Annotated in this window: 13 protein-coding genes; 5 read left to right on the forward strand and 8 right to left on the reverse strand. The window is 72.6% G+C overall.

The window, feature by feature from the left end; all coding sequences use genetic code 11:
• Window positions 1–53 precede the first annotated feature (53 nt).
• The 5 genes from AB0910_RS10000 (at window position 54) to AB0910_RS10020 (ending at window position 6,709) form a co-directional block, all read left to right on the forward strand.
• Window positions 54–1,856 (forward strand): ABC transporter substrate-binding protein, encoded by a 1,803-nt coding sequence (locus AB0910_RS10000; RefSeq protein ID WP_366744047.1) that lies wholly within the window; start codon window positions 54–56, stop codon window positions 1,854–1,856.
• Between the two features lie 132 nt (window positions 1,857–1,988).
• Window positions 1,989–2,966 (forward strand): ABC transporter permease, encoded by a 978-nt coding sequence (locus AB0910_RS10005; protein WP_366744048.1) that lies wholly within the window; start codon window positions 1,989–1,991, stop codon window positions 2,964–2,966.
• A gap of 11 nt (window positions 2,967–2,977) precedes the next feature.
• Complete coding sequence (locus AB0910_RS10010) at window positions 2,978–4,039, forward strand: ABC transporter ATP-binding protein (RefSeq protein WP_366744049.1); 1,062 nt, start codon at window positions 2,978–2,980, stop codon at window positions 4,037–4,039.
• 25 nt (window positions 4,040–4,064) lie between these two features.
• Window positions 4,065–5,186 carry a dipeptide ABC transporter ATP-binding protein gene (locus AB0910_RS10015; RefSeq protein WP_366744050.1) on the forward strand — a complete coding sequence of 374 codons (1,122 nt, stop codon included), beginning with the start codon at window positions 4,065–4,067 and terminating at the stop codon, window positions 5,184–5,186.
• 161 nt (window positions 5,187–5,347) lie between these two features.
• Window positions 5,348–6,709 (forward strand): FAD-binding monooxygenase, encoded by a 1,362-nt coding sequence (locus AB0910_RS10020; protein WP_366744051.1) that lies wholly within the window; start codon window positions 5,348–5,350, stop codon window positions 6,707–6,709.
• On the opposite strand, the gene AB0910_RS10025 is transcribed toward AB0910_RS10020, so the two are convergent.
• The 8 genes from AB0910_RS10025 to AB0910_RS10060 form a co-directional block, all read right to left on the reverse strand.
• The gene (locus AB0910_RS10025) at window positions 6,678–7,292 is read right to left on the reverse strand and encodes a response regulator transcription factor (protein WP_366744052.1); all 615 of its coding nucleotides are present in this window, start codon (window positions 7,290–7,292) and stop codon (window positions 6,678–6,680) included. The two genes, AB0910_RS10020 and AB0910_RS10025, sit on opposite strands and share 32 nt — an antisense overlap.
• A gap of 13 nt (window positions 7,293–7,305) precedes the next feature.
• Window positions 7,306–8,409 carry a sensor histidine kinase gene (locus AB0910_RS10030; RefSeq protein WP_366744112.1) on the reverse strand — a complete coding sequence of 368 codons (1,104 nt, stop codon included), beginning with the start codon at window positions 8,407–8,409 and terminating at the stop codon, window positions 7,306–7,308.
• A gap of 98 nt (window positions 8,410–8,507) precedes the next feature.
• Window positions 8,508–9,263 carry an ABC transporter permease gene (locus AB0910_RS10035; protein ID WP_366744053.1) on the reverse strand — a complete coding sequence of 252 codons (756 nt, stop codon included), beginning with the start codon at window positions 9,261–9,263 and terminating at the stop codon, window positions 8,508–8,510.
• Entirely contained in the window at window positions 9,260–10,183 is a 924-nt protein-coding gene (locus tag AB0910_RS10040) for an ABC transporter ATP-binding protein (RefSeq protein WP_366744054.1), read from the reverse strand. Before AB0910_RS10040 ends, AB0910_RS10035 begins: the two co-directional genes overlap by 4 nt.
• A gap of 118 nt (window positions 10,184–10,301) precedes the next feature.
• A complete protein-coding gene (locus tag AB0910_RS10045) occupies window positions 10,302–12,524 on the reverse strand; it encodes a hypothetical protein (RefSeq protein WP_366744055.1) in 2,223 nt (740 codons plus the stop codon).
• A gap of 200 nt (window positions 12,525–12,724) precedes the next feature.
• Window positions 12,725–13,123, reverse strand: a complete 399-nt coding sequence (locus AB0910_RS10050) for a DUF6113 family protein (RefSeq protein ID WP_366744056.1) — start codon at window positions 13,121–13,123, stop codon at window positions 12,725–12,727.
• Entirely contained in the window at window positions 13,120–14,016 is an 897-nt protein-coding gene (mshB, locus tag AB0910_RS10055; RefSeq protein ID WP_366744057.1) for an N-acetyl-1-D-myo-inositol-2-amino-2-deoxy-alpha-D-glucopyranoside deacetylase, read from the reverse strand. Before mshB ends, AB0910_RS10050 begins: the two co-directional genes overlap by 4 nt.
• Before the next feature lie 457 nt (window positions 14,017–14,473).
• Complete coding sequence (locus AB0910_RS10060; RefSeq protein WP_366744058.1) at window positions 14,474–14,665, reverse strand: hypothetical protein; 192 nt, start codon at window positions 14,663–14,665, stop codon at window positions 14,474–14,476.
• Between the last annotated feature and the right edge of the window lie 166 nt (window positions 14,666–14,831).

The raw sequence follows: 14,831 nt of genomic DNA on the forward strand, positions 1-14,831 counted from the left end.
CCGCGCACAGGCAGCACAGCCCGATCACTACTGACAGATAGGTACTCACCACCATGAGGATCTTTGGCTCGCGCAGAGCCCAGGCCGCGGTCATAGCCGTAGCCGCGGGATCGCTGGCGCTCACCGCGTGCGGTGGCAACGACGGGGGCAGCAAGGGGCAGCCCAAGACGCAGACCCAGCAGGACGCGAAGAAGCTGAGCCAGCCGGTCTCCTTCGGCAACGCGCAGCAGTCGACGGGACCCGCTCCCGCGGTCGCCGGCGCCCACAGCGGCGGCACCATGCAGGTCTACCAGCAGGCCGACTTCTCGCACCTGGACCCGGGCCAGACCTACGTCAGTGACGGCAAGGTGCTCGACCGCCTGCTCCAGCGCGGTCTGACGCAGTACTCCCAGGACGCCAGCGGCAAGCTCACCGTCGTCGGCGACCTCGCCACCGACTCCGGCAAGCAGTCGGACGGCGGCAAGACCTGGACGTACACGCTGAAGGACGGGATCAAGGACCAGAACGGCAACGCGATCACGTCGGCGACCATCCGCCACTCGATCGAGCGCCTGTACGCGTCCTTCGAGACGGACGGCCCGACCTACATCCAGCAGTGGCTCTCCGGCGACGGCACCACGTACCGCAAGGCCCTGCCGGGCGGCGGCTACGACGGCAAGCACCTGCCCGACTCGGTGCTCGCCACGCCCGACGCGAAGACCATCGTCTTCCACTTCAAGCAGGCCGAGCCCGACCTGCCGCAGGCGCTCACGATGCCCGGCTACTCGGCCGTGCCGATCAAGGGCGACACGAAGCAGAAGTACGACCAGATGCCGCTGTCGACCGGTCCCTACAAGATCGCCGACTACAAGCCCGGCAAGTCGATGACGCTGGTCAAGAACGCGCAGTGGGACCCGAAGACCGACTCGGTCCGCCACCAGTACGTGAACGGGTTCAACATCCAGACCAACGTCCAGAGCGAGGACCAGACCAAGTCGATCCTCGCCGACCGCGGCACGGACAAGAACGCCATGCAGTGGACCGGCGCCGTCGCGACCACCCAGGTCCCGAACGTGACCGGCGACAAGGCCGCCATGGCCCGCACGATCCAGGGCTACCAGCCCTACGTGTGGCAGATGAACTTCAACATGGACCGCATCAAGGACAAGCGGATCCGTGACGCCATCACGTACGCCATGCCGAGCGCGCAGGTCGCCAAGCTCGACGGCGGCTCCTTCGGCGGCGAGGTGGCCAACAGCCTGCTGGCCCCGACCCTGCCCGGCTTCGACGCGAAGTACGACCCCTTCGGCAAGCTGAAGAAGCCCAACGGCGACCTCGCCAAGGCGAAGCAGCTCATCAAGGAGGCGCACGCCGAGGGCAAGAAGATCGTCTACGCGTACGCCAACACCCAGATCCGCCAGCAGCAGTCGGTGGTCATCACCAACATGCTGAAGCAGATCGGCCTCAACCCGGTGACGAAGGAGATCGACAACGCCACCTGGTACGAGCAGATGGGCAAGCTCAAGAACGGGATGGACATCTACATGACCGGCTGGGGCCAGGACTGGCCGTCCGCCTCCACCGTCATCCCGCCGACGTACGACGGTTCGAACCTCCAGGACGGTTCGTCCGACTACTCGCACGTCAACGACCCGAAGGTGAACGCCGCCATCGCCAAGGCGGAGAAGATCACCGACCCCGCGCAGGCCCAGGCCGCGTGGACGGCGATCACCAAGGACATCATGGAGCGGATCAACCCGGCCGCCCCCGTCTACTACACCAAGACGTTCCAGATCTTCGGCTCGAACGTCGGCGGCCTGCGCTACTCGAACGACTCGAACGAGGTCGACGTGACGCGTGTCTTCCTGAAGAAGTAACCCTTCAGGAAGGGGACAGCCCGCAAGACCGGTCCCGGTGGTGCGCACCCGGCGGAGTGCGCACCACCGGGGTGCCGGTTCCCTCGTTACGACACCTCACAGCAGCCGCCGTCCTGAGAGCAGCGACCAGCCATGCTTCAATTCCTCATTCGCCGGACGTTCGGCGCCGTACTGATCCTCATCCTGATCAGCGCGATCACGTACTTCATGTTCTTCGCCATCCCGCAGGACCCCGCTCTGCTGGCGTGCGGCAAGAACTGCACCCCGGACGCGCTCGCCATCGTCCACAAGAACCTCGGGCTCGACCAGCCCCTCCCGGTGCAGTACTGGCACTACGTCGTCGGCATCGTGATGGGCCGGGACATCCAGGGCAGCCACTGCTCGGCGCCCTGCCTCGGGGTCTCCTTCGCCAACGGCCAGAACGTCTGGTCCACCATCCTCGACCGGTTCCCGCTGACGCTCTCCCTGATGGTCGGCGGCGCCGTCGTCTTCCTCGCGGTCGGCCTCGGCGCCGGCATGCTCGCCGCCTGGAAGAAGGGCACGACGGTCGACAAGGTCTTCAGCGGCGGCTCGCTGGTGCTCAGTTCGCTGCAGATCTACTTCCTCGGCCCGCTGGTCATGCTGTGGCTGGTCTTCTCCACCGGCTGGCTCGCGAAGCCCTCGTACACGCCGATCAGCGAGAACCCGGCCGCCTGGTTCGCGGGACTGATCATCCCCTGGGCCGTGATGGCGACCATCTTCACCGGGCAGTACACCCGTATGGCCCGCTCGTCGATGATCGAGCAGCTCCAGGAGGAGCACGTCAGGGCGGCCCGCGCCAAGGGCATGGCCGCCAGGTACGTCTTCTTCCGCTACGCCTGGCGCGGCTCGCTGATCCCGATCGTCACGATCCTCGGCATCGACATCGGCGCCCTGCTCGGCGGTGGCATCGTCACCGAGATCACCTTCGACCTCTCGGGCGTCGGCAGGCTCGCCCAGCAGTCGGTGATCCAGAAGGACCTGCCCACGACCCTGGGTGTGATGCTGTTCAGCTCCGCCTTCATCCTGCTGTGCAACATCGTCGTGGACGCGTGCTACGCGATCATCGACCCGCGCGTACGGCTGTCCTAGGAGTAACGACAGTGACCACACTCACCAAGCCCGAGGGCGCCCCGGTGCCGACCGCGTCCGACGCGTTCCTCTCGGTGCGCGACCTCAACGTGCGCTTCTCCACCGAGGGCGGCATCGTCAAGGCCGTGAACGGACTCTCCTTCGACCTGGAGCGCGGCAAGACGCTCGGCATCGTCGGCGAGTCGGGCTCCGGCAAGTCGGTGACCAACCTGTCCATCCTCGGCCTGCACGCGCCCGAGACCACCACGGTCGAGGGCGAGATCTGGGTCGACGGCCAGGACGTCACGGACCTCTCGCGCCGGCAGCTCGAAGACCTCCGCGGCAACAAGATCGCGATGATCTTCCAGGACGCGCTCACGGCGCTCTCCCCGTACTACACGGTGGGCCGGCAGATCGCCGAGCCCTTCAGGAAGCACACCGGGGCGTCCAAGTCCGAGGCGCGGGCCAGGGCCATCGAGATGCTGGGCAAGGTCGGCATCCCCGACCCCAAGAACCGCGTCGACGACTACCCGCACCAGTTCTCCGGCGGTATGCGCCAGCGCGCGATGATCGCCATGTCGCTGGTGTGCAACCCGGCGCTGCTGATCGCGGACGAGCCGACCACGGCGCTCGACGTGACCGTGCAGGCGCAGATCCTCGACCTGCTCAAGGACCTCCAGCAGGAGTTCGGCTCGGCGATCATCCTGATCACGCACGACCTGGGCGTCGTGGCCAACACGGCCGACGACATCCTCGTGATGTACGCGGGGCGCGCCGTCGAGCGCGGCACCACCCGCGAGGTCCTGAAGTCGCCGCAGCACCCGTACACCTGGGGTCTGCTCTCCTCCATGCCGGGCCTGAGCGGCGACGTGGACGAGCCGCTGCGGCCCATCCCCGGGACCCCGCCCAGCCTGCTCAACCCGCCGCCCGGCTGCCCGTTCCACCCGCGGTGCGAGTTCGTCGACCTGGTCGGGGGCGAGCGCTGCTCCACCGAGCGGCCTGCGCTCCCGCTGGGACGCGGTTCCGCCTGCCACCTCACGGCGGAGCAGAAACGCGAAGTGTTCATCGAGAAGATTCAGCCCCGGCTGGGCTGACGTACCGGCGACTGGGGCCAAGACCATGAGCGAGAACAAGACGACCGCGGTCGTCACCGAGAAAGCCACACTGGCCGAGAGCAAGCCGCTGCTCGAGGTCAGGAACCTGACCAAGCACTTCCCGATCTACGGCGGGTTCCCCTTCAAGCGGCAGGTCGGCGCGGTCCAGGCGGTGGACGGCGTCACCCTGGACGTCTTCCCCGGCGAGAGCCTCGGCCTGGTGGGCGAGTCCGGCTGCGGCAAGTCGACCACCGGCCGGATGCTGACGCGGCTCATGGAGCCGACGGACGGCACGATCACCTACGCGGGCCGCGACATCACGCACGCGGGCCGCAAGCAGCTCGCGCCCATCAGGTCCGAGATCCAGATGATCTTCCAGGACCCGTACGCGTCGCTCAACCCGCGCCAGACGGTCGGCAAGATCATCTCGGGTCCGATGGAGATCAACGGCATCAACCCGCCCGGCGGCCGCGAGGCCCGGGTGCGGGAGCTGCTCGCGACCGTGGGCCTCAACCCCGAGCACTACAACCGCTTCCCGCACGAGTTCTCCGGCGGCCAGCGGCAGCGCATCGGGGTCGCGCGGGCGCTCGCCCTCGAACCGAAGCTGATCATCGCCGACGAGCCGGTCTCCGCGCTCGACGTGTCGATCCAGGCGCAGGTCGTCAACCTGCTCCAGGAACTGCAGCGTGAGCGCGGCATCGCGTTCGTCTTCATCGCCCACGACCTGTCCATCGTGCGGCACTTCTCGCAGCGCGTCGCCGTGATGTACCTCGGCAAGGTCGTCGAGATCGCGGACCGCGACACGCTGTACAGCGGCCCACGCCACCCGTACACGCACGCCCTGCTGTCCGCGGTGCCGGAGACCGACATCGACGCGCAGAAGCGCGAGCGCATCCGGCTCGTCGGGGACGTGCCGTCGCCGATCATGCCGCCGTCCGGCTGCCGCTTCCGCACCCGGTGCTGGAAGGCGCAGGACAAGTGCGCCACGGAGGAACCGCCGCTGGTGCAGATCAGCGGCAACAAGGAGGGTCACCTCACGGCCTGCCACTTCCCCGAGGACCCGACCATCGCCGCGGCCGACCGCAAGGAGGACGTGGTCATGGACCCGGCCCTGCGGTCCCTGGAGAAGGACCTCAAGAACGGCTGACGCACCGTCACCCTCGCCCCACGGCCCCGCCGCCCGGACACCCGGGGGAGCGGGGCCGTGCCGCATCCGGATCCGCCATGGCCTGAACTCGGCTCCACAACGCGCGTGTTGAACGCTTTTGTGGCGGGAGACGTGTCGAAGGGCGGAGGGACGGTGGGAGCGTGGCTCAGCGTCATGCGGTCGTCATCGGGGCGAGCGTCGGCGGGCTGCTCGCCGCACGGGCGCTCAGCGACCACTACGAGCGGGTGACCGTCCTCGACCGGGACCGGCTGCCCGACCGGGCCGCGCCCCGGCGGGGCGTCCCGCAGAGCCGCCATGTGCACGCGCTGCTCTCCAGCGGCGGCGCCGCGCTCGACGCGCTGTTCCCCGGGTTCCTCGACGAGCTCGCGGCCCACGGCGTGCCGAGCGGCGACAGCCAGGGCGACCACCACATGTACCTCGACGGCCGGCTCATGGCACCGGCGGAGTCCGGGCTCGTGCTGCACGGCGTCACCCGGCCGCTGCTCGAACTCCTCGTCCGCGCCCGGGTGTCCGTACTGCCGGGCGTCACCGTCACCGACGGGCACGAGGCGACGGGGCTCGCAGGAACCGGTCCTGCCGGGCGCCGCCCTGCCCGGGTCACCGGCGTGCGGGTCCGCGAACGCGCCGGGCGGGCGCGGGAGAGCGTGCTCGGCGCCGACCTGGTGGTGGACGCGGCGGGCCGCGGCTCCCGGGCGCCGCACTGGCTCGACGCGCTCGGCTGCCCGCGCCCCGCGCAGTCGGCCGTCGACGCGCAGGTCGTCTACGCCACCCGCCACTACCGCTACGAACCGGGGCTGCTCGGCGGCCGGCTGGGCACCACGGTCGTGCCGTACCCGGGCGGACCGCGCGGCGGGGTCGCCGTGCGGCAGGAGGACGGCCTGTTCGCCGTGGTCCTCGTGGGGGTGTTCGGCGAGGAACCGCCCGCGGACGGCGCCGGGTACGCCGCCTACGCCAGGTCGCTCGCGGCGCCGGACGTCGCCGACGCCGTGGAGCGCGCAGAGCCGCTCGGCGAGCCCGCGCGCACCCGCTATCCGCGCGGCGTCCGCCGCCACTACGAGCGGCTGCCCGCCCACCCGGCGGGCTTCCTCGCCCTCGGGGACGCGCTGTGCAGCTTCAACCCCGTGTACGGGCAGGGCATGACGGTCGCGGCTCTTGAGGCCGATCTGCTCGGCCGGCTGCTGCGGCTTGCCCCAGGGCCCGACCCCGACACCCCCGACCTGCCGCGGCGGTTCTTCGCCGAGGCGGCCGCGCTGGTCGACCGGCCGTGGGCGCTGGCGGCCGGCAGCGACCTCGCGTTCCGGCCCGCGCGGCCGAGGCCGGCCCCTCTCGACCGCTACCTGGCCAGGCTGCGCGCCGTCTGCGCCGCCGACCCGGCCGTCGCCACCCGCTTCCTGCGCGTCGCCCACCTCCTCGACCCGCCCTCCGCCCTCCTCACGCCCGCGGTCGTCCTGCGGGTCGCCCGGGGCGCCCTCAGAGCCAGCCCTTCTCGCGCGCCGCGTTGACCGCCTCAGCGCGGTTGCGGACCGCCAGCTTCTGGATCGCCGTGGAGAGGTAGTTGCGCACGGTGCCCTGGGAGAGGTGCAGGGACGCGGCGAGCTCCGCGTTGGTCGCGCCGTCGGCGGCGGCCGCCAGCACCTCGCGCTCCCGCTCGGTCAGCGGGTTGGCGCCGCCCGCAAGCGCCGCGGCGGCGAGCGTCGGATCGATGACGCGCTCTCCCGCCAGCACCCGGCGCACGGCGTCGGCGAGCCGGGCCGCGGGCGCGTCCTTCACGAGGAAGGCCCCGGCGCCCGCCTCCATGGCCCTGCGCAGATACCCCGGCCTGCCGAACGTCGTCAGCACCACCACCCGCACCTCCGGCAGCTCGGCGGCGAGCAGGGCCGCCGCCTCGATGCCCGTGGCGCCCGGCATCTCGATGTCGAGCAGCGCCACGTCCACCGCGTGCTCCCTGGCCGCCGCCACCACCTCGTCGCCGCGCGCCACCTGCGCGACCACGGCCATGTCGGGTTCGAGGCCGAGCAGTGCGGCGAGCGCCTCACGCACCATGGACTGGTCCTCGGCGAGAAGGATCCTGATCTGCCGGCTCATGGACGCGATCCTGTCAGACCGCGTCGGCGCCGGCGCCGAGCGGGACGCGCACCGTCAGCGCCACACCCGACCGCGAGGAGCGCAGGTCCAGCGTGCCGCCTGCCTGGTCGAGGCGTTCACCGAGCCCCGTGAGGCCGTTGCCGCGCGGCGCGGCGCCGAGCCCCCGCCCGTCGTCCTCCACGGTGAGCTGGAGGAACAGGCCGTCGAGCGTCTGCCGGGCTGCCAGCGCCACCGCGCAGTTCCGCGCGCCGCTGTGCCGTACGACGTTGGTGACGGCCTCCCGCAGGGACCAGGCGAGCGCCTCCTCAGAACCGGGCGCGAGCCCGCCCGGCAGGTCGCCGGGCACCGCGTCGGGCAGCCGTGCGGCGATGCCCGCGACCGCGAGCGTGGTGCGCGCGCCCGCCAGTTCCCCGGAGAGCGTCAGCCTGCGGTAGCCGCTGACGGCCTCCCGCACGTCCATGAGGGCCTGCCTGCTGACCCGTTCGATGTCGGCGACCTGCTCGGCGGCCCCGTCGGGGTGGTCGGGCAGCATCCGGCCGGCGAGCTCGCTCTTGAGCGTGATCAGCGAGAGCGAGTGGCCCAGCAGGTCGTGCAGGTCGCGGGCCATCCGCAGCCGCTCCTCGTTGGCGGCGAGCGTCGCGACCGTGGTCCGCGCCTGCCGCAGCTCGATCATCGTGCGCACCAGCTGGCTCACCCCCACCATGGCGAAGCCGCCGAGCAGCGCGGGCGCCGCCAGCGCGAGCACGTACCCGTCGTCGCCCCGCGTCTGCGTGCCCACCAGCGCCAGCACGCCCACCGTCAGCGGGATCGCCACCGCGGACTGCCGGACCGGCAGGGCCGCGCCCGCCGACACCGACACGTACACGAACAGGACGAGCCACGGCGACCCCATGGTCAGCGCCAGGCAGGTGGCGAGGGCGAAGGCCCCGGCGAGCAGCGCCCGCACGGTGCCGGCGCCGTAGGCGCGCCCGGTGTGCCGGAAGACCAGTGCCAGGTACACCGCCACGAACGCCGCGAGGCCCGCGGAGGCGAGGACCACGGCCGCCGCCCCGTGCCCGCCGTCGCCGAGGTCGGAGACCGGCGCGCTGAGGTAGGCCAGCCAGATGCCGGTCCACATCAGCTTGACCAGCACCTGCCTGCGGTTCTCCGGCGGCCTGCCGATCGGCACGCCGGGGCCGACCTCGTGCGGGCGGTCGTCCGTGGTCCGCACTGCGCTCACGCCTTCCTGGTGTCCTTCCGGTACAGCCACGCGGCGGCCGCCGCGAAGACGAGGAAGTAGCCGACGATCAGCGCCACGTCCTTGGCGTGCGGAGCGCCGCCGAGCTCGATGGCCTGGCCGAGGCCCGCGTAGGCGTGGGTCGGCAGCCACGAGGTGATGCTCTGGAGCCACTGCGGGTACGCCGTGGTCGGCAGCCAGAGCCCGCCGAGGATGGACAGGCCGAAGTAGATGATCATCGTGATCGGCCGCACGGCGTCCCCCGTCGCAAGGTAGCCGATCGCCACGCCGAGCGCGGCGAAGCACAGGCTGCCCGCCCAGATGACGCCCGTGAGCGCGAGCCACTGCCAAGGATCCAGGTGGATGTGTTTGATGGCCCCTGCCAGGAGGAACACGATGATGATCGACGGCAGGCTGACCACGGCGGCGCTGGCGATCTTCGCGAGGACGTAGCCGCGGCCGGGCAGCGACGTCAGCCGCAGCTGCCGCACCCACCCCTTCTCCCGCTCCTTGGCGATGCGCTCGCTGTTGCCCATCAGCACGGCGGTGAGCGCGCCGAACGACGCCATCGCGACCATGTAGAACGCGCCGAGGCGCAGCCCGCCCGTGCCGGAGATGACGGTGTCGTCCTGCGGGCCCGCGATCACCAGGAAGAGGCCCGCGGGATAGACGACCGAGAAGAACATGAACTTCTTGTTGCGCAGCGTCCGGACGATCTCCAGCCGGGTCAGCGCGCCGTAGGTGAGCCTGCTCATGCGGTCCTTGCCTCCTCGGCCTCGGTGATGGCGACGAACGCCTGTTCGAGGCCGAGCCCGGCGACCTCCAGATTGCGGGGGTAGAGACCCAGTCCGTACAGGGCGTGCACGGTGGCGTCGGCGTCGTGCGACTGCATGCGCACCGTCGTCCCCGACACGGTCAGCGAGCTGAGGAACGGCAGGGCGCCGAGCGCCCCCTCGTCGATCGGGCCCTCCAGGTCGAAGGCGATGCGCCGGGCGCCCGCCTTCGCCTTGATCTCCGCGGCCGTGCCGTCGGCGAGGAGCCGCCCCTTGTGCAGCACCAGGACCCGGTCGGCGATCGCGTCGGCCTCCTCCAGGTAGTGCGTGGCGAACAGGACCGTACGGCCCCGGCCCGCCTCCTCCCGCATCGTCGACCAGAACGCCTGGCGCGCCGTGACGTCCATGCCGGTCGTCGGCTCGTCCAGCACGATCAGGTCGTTCGCTCCGGCCGTCGCGAGTGCGAAACGTACGCGCTGCTCCTGGCCGCCGGAGAGCTTGTCGACCATCCGGTCGGCGATCTGGGCGATGCCCGCGCGGTCCAGCACGTCGGCCACCGGGTGCGGCCGCGGGTGCAGGTCGCAGGCGAGCTTGACGATCTCCCTGACCTTCACGCCCTCCATCAGGCCGCCGGTCTGGAGCATGGCCCCGACGTGGCCCGCGGCGATCGCGCCCTGCGGGGTGGAGCCGAAGACCCTGACGGTCCCCGCGTCGGGCGTGCGCAGCCCGAGCAGCAGGTCGAGTGCGGAGGACTTGCCCGCGCCGTTGGGGCCGAGCAGTGCGACCGTCTCGCCGGGGTGCAGGTCGAGCGTGAGCCCGTCCACGGCGCGCACGGCGCCGTACGACTTCGTCACGTTCGCGAACGTGACCACCGCGGTCGCGGCGGGAGCTGGTGTTTTCATGGCTCCCATCCTGGCGAGCGGGCGGGCCGGCGCGGCAGTGCCGAATGTGGGAGACCCGGCATGACAGATGTCATGCCGGGTCCGTGACACCCCTGCGGCGCCGCCCGCCGCGCGCGTCTCAGCCGGTCAGCCCCGAGGCGGGGGCGCCGATCTCCCGCACCCGCTGCTCCGGAGTCTTGCCGCGCAGCGCCACCCGCAGCTGGTCGGCGACGTCCTGCGGGGTCACCGCCGTGCTCGAACCGTCGGCCCGCTTCACCGTCACGCCGTCGAACGCGGAGCCGTACGCCGCCTTGAGCGCCTTGAGGTCGTAGCTGTCCACCAGCTTCCCGTCGACCGCCTTCATCGACAGGATCTTCGGCAGCGAGACCTGGCCGAACTGGATCGACGCGCCGCCCGCCCTGATCGTGACGAGGCCGGACATCGCGGGCTCCGCGAAGTCCTTCATGGCCCGGTCGAGCTCCGCCTCGCTTATCGTCGGCCGCTGCTCGATCGTCGGCAGCGTCAGGCCGGCCGCACGGCCCGTCTGCACCTGGTTGCGGAAGGCGTCCCGCACGGACTGCTTGGCACGGGCCACGTCGAGCCCCGTGCCCGCCTTGCCCGGCACCTCGACCGGCTTGCCCGTGTCGAAGGTGATGGTGCCCTCGCGGGCCGAGCCGAGGGTCTGCGCCATGCCGCCGAGCGCGGCGGTCAGCTTCTCGTCGTCCACCGGCATCACCGGGTCGACGGGGCGCTCCCTGCCGAACAGCGAGCCCACCACGTCCACCGGGTCGTAGTCGGGGCCCGAGGCCGCCTCCACGGTGGCCTGGTCGTCCAGCGTGAGGCCCGCGTTCTGGGGCGAGAGCGACTCGCTCCTGTCGCCGACCGTCAGCTTCAGCGGCATCTGCGCCCGCTCGCCCAGCCGCTTCTCCAGCGTGTCGAGGGCCTGGTCCTTGGTGCTGCCCCCGATGGGGACGCCGAGGACGGTGGTGCCCTTCGGGACGTCGGCGTGGTTCATCACCAGGCCTGCGCCGTACAGGCCGCCGCCCACCACCAGCACCGCCACCACCGCGAGGACCAGCTTGGAGCGGCCCTTCTTCTTCGGCGCCTGCTTGGCCGCGGGGGCCGGTGCGGCGGGCGCGGCGGCCGGGGTCTGCGCGGGCGCAGCCTCCTGGCCGTCCTGGCCCGCCGGGGCCGGGGGGCGGGCGTCGAGACGGGGCGTCAGGTCGGGGCGCCGGCGCGCCCCCTGGCCGTCGGCGCGGCCCGAGCCGGGGAACGGCGGCGTGCGGCCCTCGGCCGAGGTGGCGGGGATGCCGCTGGAGAGCGTCGAGCCCGACACGTGCCCGCCCTGCTCGGCGCCGGGCTCGGGCACGAACTGCTGGGGCGTCAGGATCGCGGTGTCGTCCGACATCCGCGGCGGCCCGTCCTGCGCGGGGGCCCCGGGGGCCGGGGCGCCCTGCGCCGGCGTGCCGTGGACCGGCGTCCCCTCGGGCCCCGCGGCCATCTCGGGCGTGCCGTACGGCGGGGTGTGGCCGGGGCCGGTCGGCAGCCCCGAGCCGAGCGTGGAACCGCCGGTCGCGGGGCCCGCCGTGGGGCCGTTGGGCACCTCGCCCGGGCCGGGCACCGGCGCCGAGCCGTACGGCGGGGTGCCACCGTCGGCCGGCTGCCCGCCGCCGTCGTACGCGCCGTACGGGTCCTGGCGGGCGGCGTCCTGGTACGGCGACGAGCCGAGGCCCTGCTCGCCCGCGCCGGGAGCCCCCGCGCCGGGGGCCCCTGCGCCGGGAGCGCCCGCTCCGGAAGCCGCGCCGCCGGGGCCGGGAGCGGCGCCCTGGGCGCCGGGCCCCTCGCCCGCCGTGGCCGCGGCGCCCGCGCCCATCGCGCCGCCCTTCGCCATCGGCTTGCGCGGCGCGAACCAGTCGCTCGTCTTCTTCTCGGGCGCGGGTGCGGGCTCCTTGGACCGGGCCTGCCCGCCGGGGTCCTGGGCCCCGCCGCCCGGCGCAGGCACCTGGCCCGTGCTCTCGGCGCCGCCGTCGTCCTGGGCGGCGGCGATCCCGCGGCCGTTCTTCCCCCCACCGCCTTCGCCGCCTTCGCCGCCCGCGCCGCCGTCGTCGGCCCCCTCGCCGAGCGGCGTCCTGACGACGACCGGCGGGATGGGCCGCGAGCCGGGGATGTTGATCCGGATGCGCGTGGTCAGCGTGGTCTCGGTTCTGGGCTCGCCCTGCCGCGGGCCCGTCGCACCGGTCTCGCCGGCGTCCTGCTGAGGCCCCGGCTCCTGGCGCGATCCGTACGGCGGGGTTCCCGAGGGGTACGGCGAAGCGCCGCGCCCCTGGGGCCCGGAGGGCGAACTGTCAGTTTCACGACTCAAAGCAGGTTCTCCCGGTTGGCTCCGCCGCCCGATCTCACTGATACGCGACTGTCCAGATTCCCGGGCCGCAGGCCGGGGGACGGTCCGGAGCGCGCACCACCATACTGGGCTCGGCGGACGTGTACCCGACGACCGGGGGAAGCCGTCGCTCCGGCACGGTATCTATGGGGTCAAATTCCACCGCGGCGTGCCCGGGCGCCTCACCGGCCGCGGATCCCGGGCCGCGCCGCCGACGCCGCGGGGCGGGCCACGGTGGCGCAGATCACAGCGATCACCATCCCGCCGAGCAGGTACACGAGCGGCCCGATCCCCGCGGCGAACGCTCCGTCACCCTCCGGGCGGCCCGTGCTCAGCAGGACGACGGAGGCCAGCCAGCCGAGGACGGCGGCGCCGAGCCCCCACTGGCTGCCCGTCGCGCGCTGTCCGCCGAGGAACACCGCGGCGGTCGCGGCCAGCGCGAGCAGCAGCCCGCCGGGGAAGAGGCCGCCCTGCACCAGGGCGCCCGCGACGCCCACGGCCGCGCCGAGCACCAGCAGGCCGGCGCACCCGGCGAGCACGCCGGGGCCCGGCCGCCCCGCGACCGGCCCGGGGGCGCTCACGCTGCCGCCCCTGGGAGGCCGGCGAACAGGTCGCTCTCCCGCTCGCCAGGCGGCGCGCCCGCCGTGCCGCGCACCAGTTCGTAGTACTCGGTGGCGAACAGCGGCTGGCCCAGGTCGTTGGAGAGCGCGAAGAAGGGGCCGTCCACCGCGATCTGGGTGGCGTGCGCGCGCATCGCGGCCGTCTTGTGCTCCGCGTACGGGCCGCCGTCGATCGCGGCCGTGACGACGTCGTCCGCCACCACGCCCGGCAGGTCGGCCACGTCCGCGACGCCGGGGAACTGCGCGCCGCTCGCCCGCAGTCGGGCGAAGCCCTCCTCGGCCGCCGAGCGCGGTACGCGGTTCCAGTACACCTTGGCGACGGTGTGCGCGGGCCCGAGGCCGGCGCGGTAGCCCGGGTCGGCCGCGAGGTCGACGGCGCGCATGGCGACGCGGTGCGCCTGGATGTGGTCGGGGTGCCCGTACCCCCCGTGGGGGTCGTACGTCACCAGGACCTGCGGACGCACGGAGCGCACGATCTCCACCAGGTACGGGGCGGCCGCTTCGACGTCCGTGTGCCAGAAGGCGCCCTCGCGGTCGTTGGTGGGCAGGCCCATCATCCCGGAGTCGCGGAAGCGTCCTGGACCGCCGAGGAAGCGGTGGTCGGTGACGCCGAGCGCCTTCATCGCGTCGGCGAGCTCCCCGATGCGGTGGGTGCCCAGGGTGTCGTCCCGGTCGGCCGCGAGGTGCGCGAGCTCGGGCGGGATGACCTCGCCCTCCTCGCCGAGCGTGCAGGTCACCAGCGTCACGGAGGCGCCTTCTGCCGCGTACTTGGCCATGGTGGCGCCGTTGTTGATCGTTTCGTCGTCGGGGTGCGCGTGGACGAGCAGCAGCCGGCGGTCGGACGGATCGGTCATGGCACCAGCCTACGAGCCGCCGCCGACACCCCGCGCGACGGTGCGTGAGTCCGAACGCGGCCCGTCCTGTGCGTGCGGTCGTCCGGCCGCCGGCCCGTGTGGTTTCGCCGGTCCGGGTGCAGGGTCACCACGAGCCGCGCCGTGAGCGGGCGAGCGTCCGGGGTTGCGCGACCACCTCGGCCGTCATCGCACCCACAGGGTCACCGGCTCTCCACGGGATCCGCCGTCCCGGTCCCGTTCCTGCCGCCTTTCGGCGGCCTCCGCCAACGTCATCATGCGCCGGTAGCCGACCGGCGCTCCCTTCAGCGCGGCTCTTCGTTCCGCACTCATCTGACGGGTCTTCGGGGTGACGTCCCCGCCATTGGCCATCCGGCTCGCGTCCGCCCTGAGGGCTCGCACGGTCGGCGAAGGTCTTCCGCGCACAGCGCCAACGCCTTCTCTCTCAGGACCACGAGTCTCAGGGACTACGGGGGTCGTCGGGGTGCCCGAACTCCTTGCGGGTGAGCATCGCGGCAAGCACCGGCTTCAGCTCCTCAGGCGTCCTGACGCTCGTCACCCGCGCCTTCAGCTCTCCGCAGACGGAGCACGCGACCGGGCTCACGGGGCCGACGCGCGGCGCGACCAGGGCATGCAACTCGGGAACTGCCATATCCGTCTTCCTCACCGGTACCGGGGCCGCCGCCCGCCGCCGTGAGTTCGGGCAGTTCGTCCACGCTCGTGGGCCGGGGGTCTGTGGTGCCTGGTCCATGGCTGGAGCCCTTCGTGCCGTCGTCGTGCAGTGCAACAGGAACTGCACCCAGAGTGACGTGGCGGGC

This window comes from Streptomyces sp. NPDC047002, from assembly GCF_040704505.1.
GTDB lineage: Bacteria > Actinomycetota > Actinomycetes > Streptomycetales > Streptomycetaceae > Streptomyces.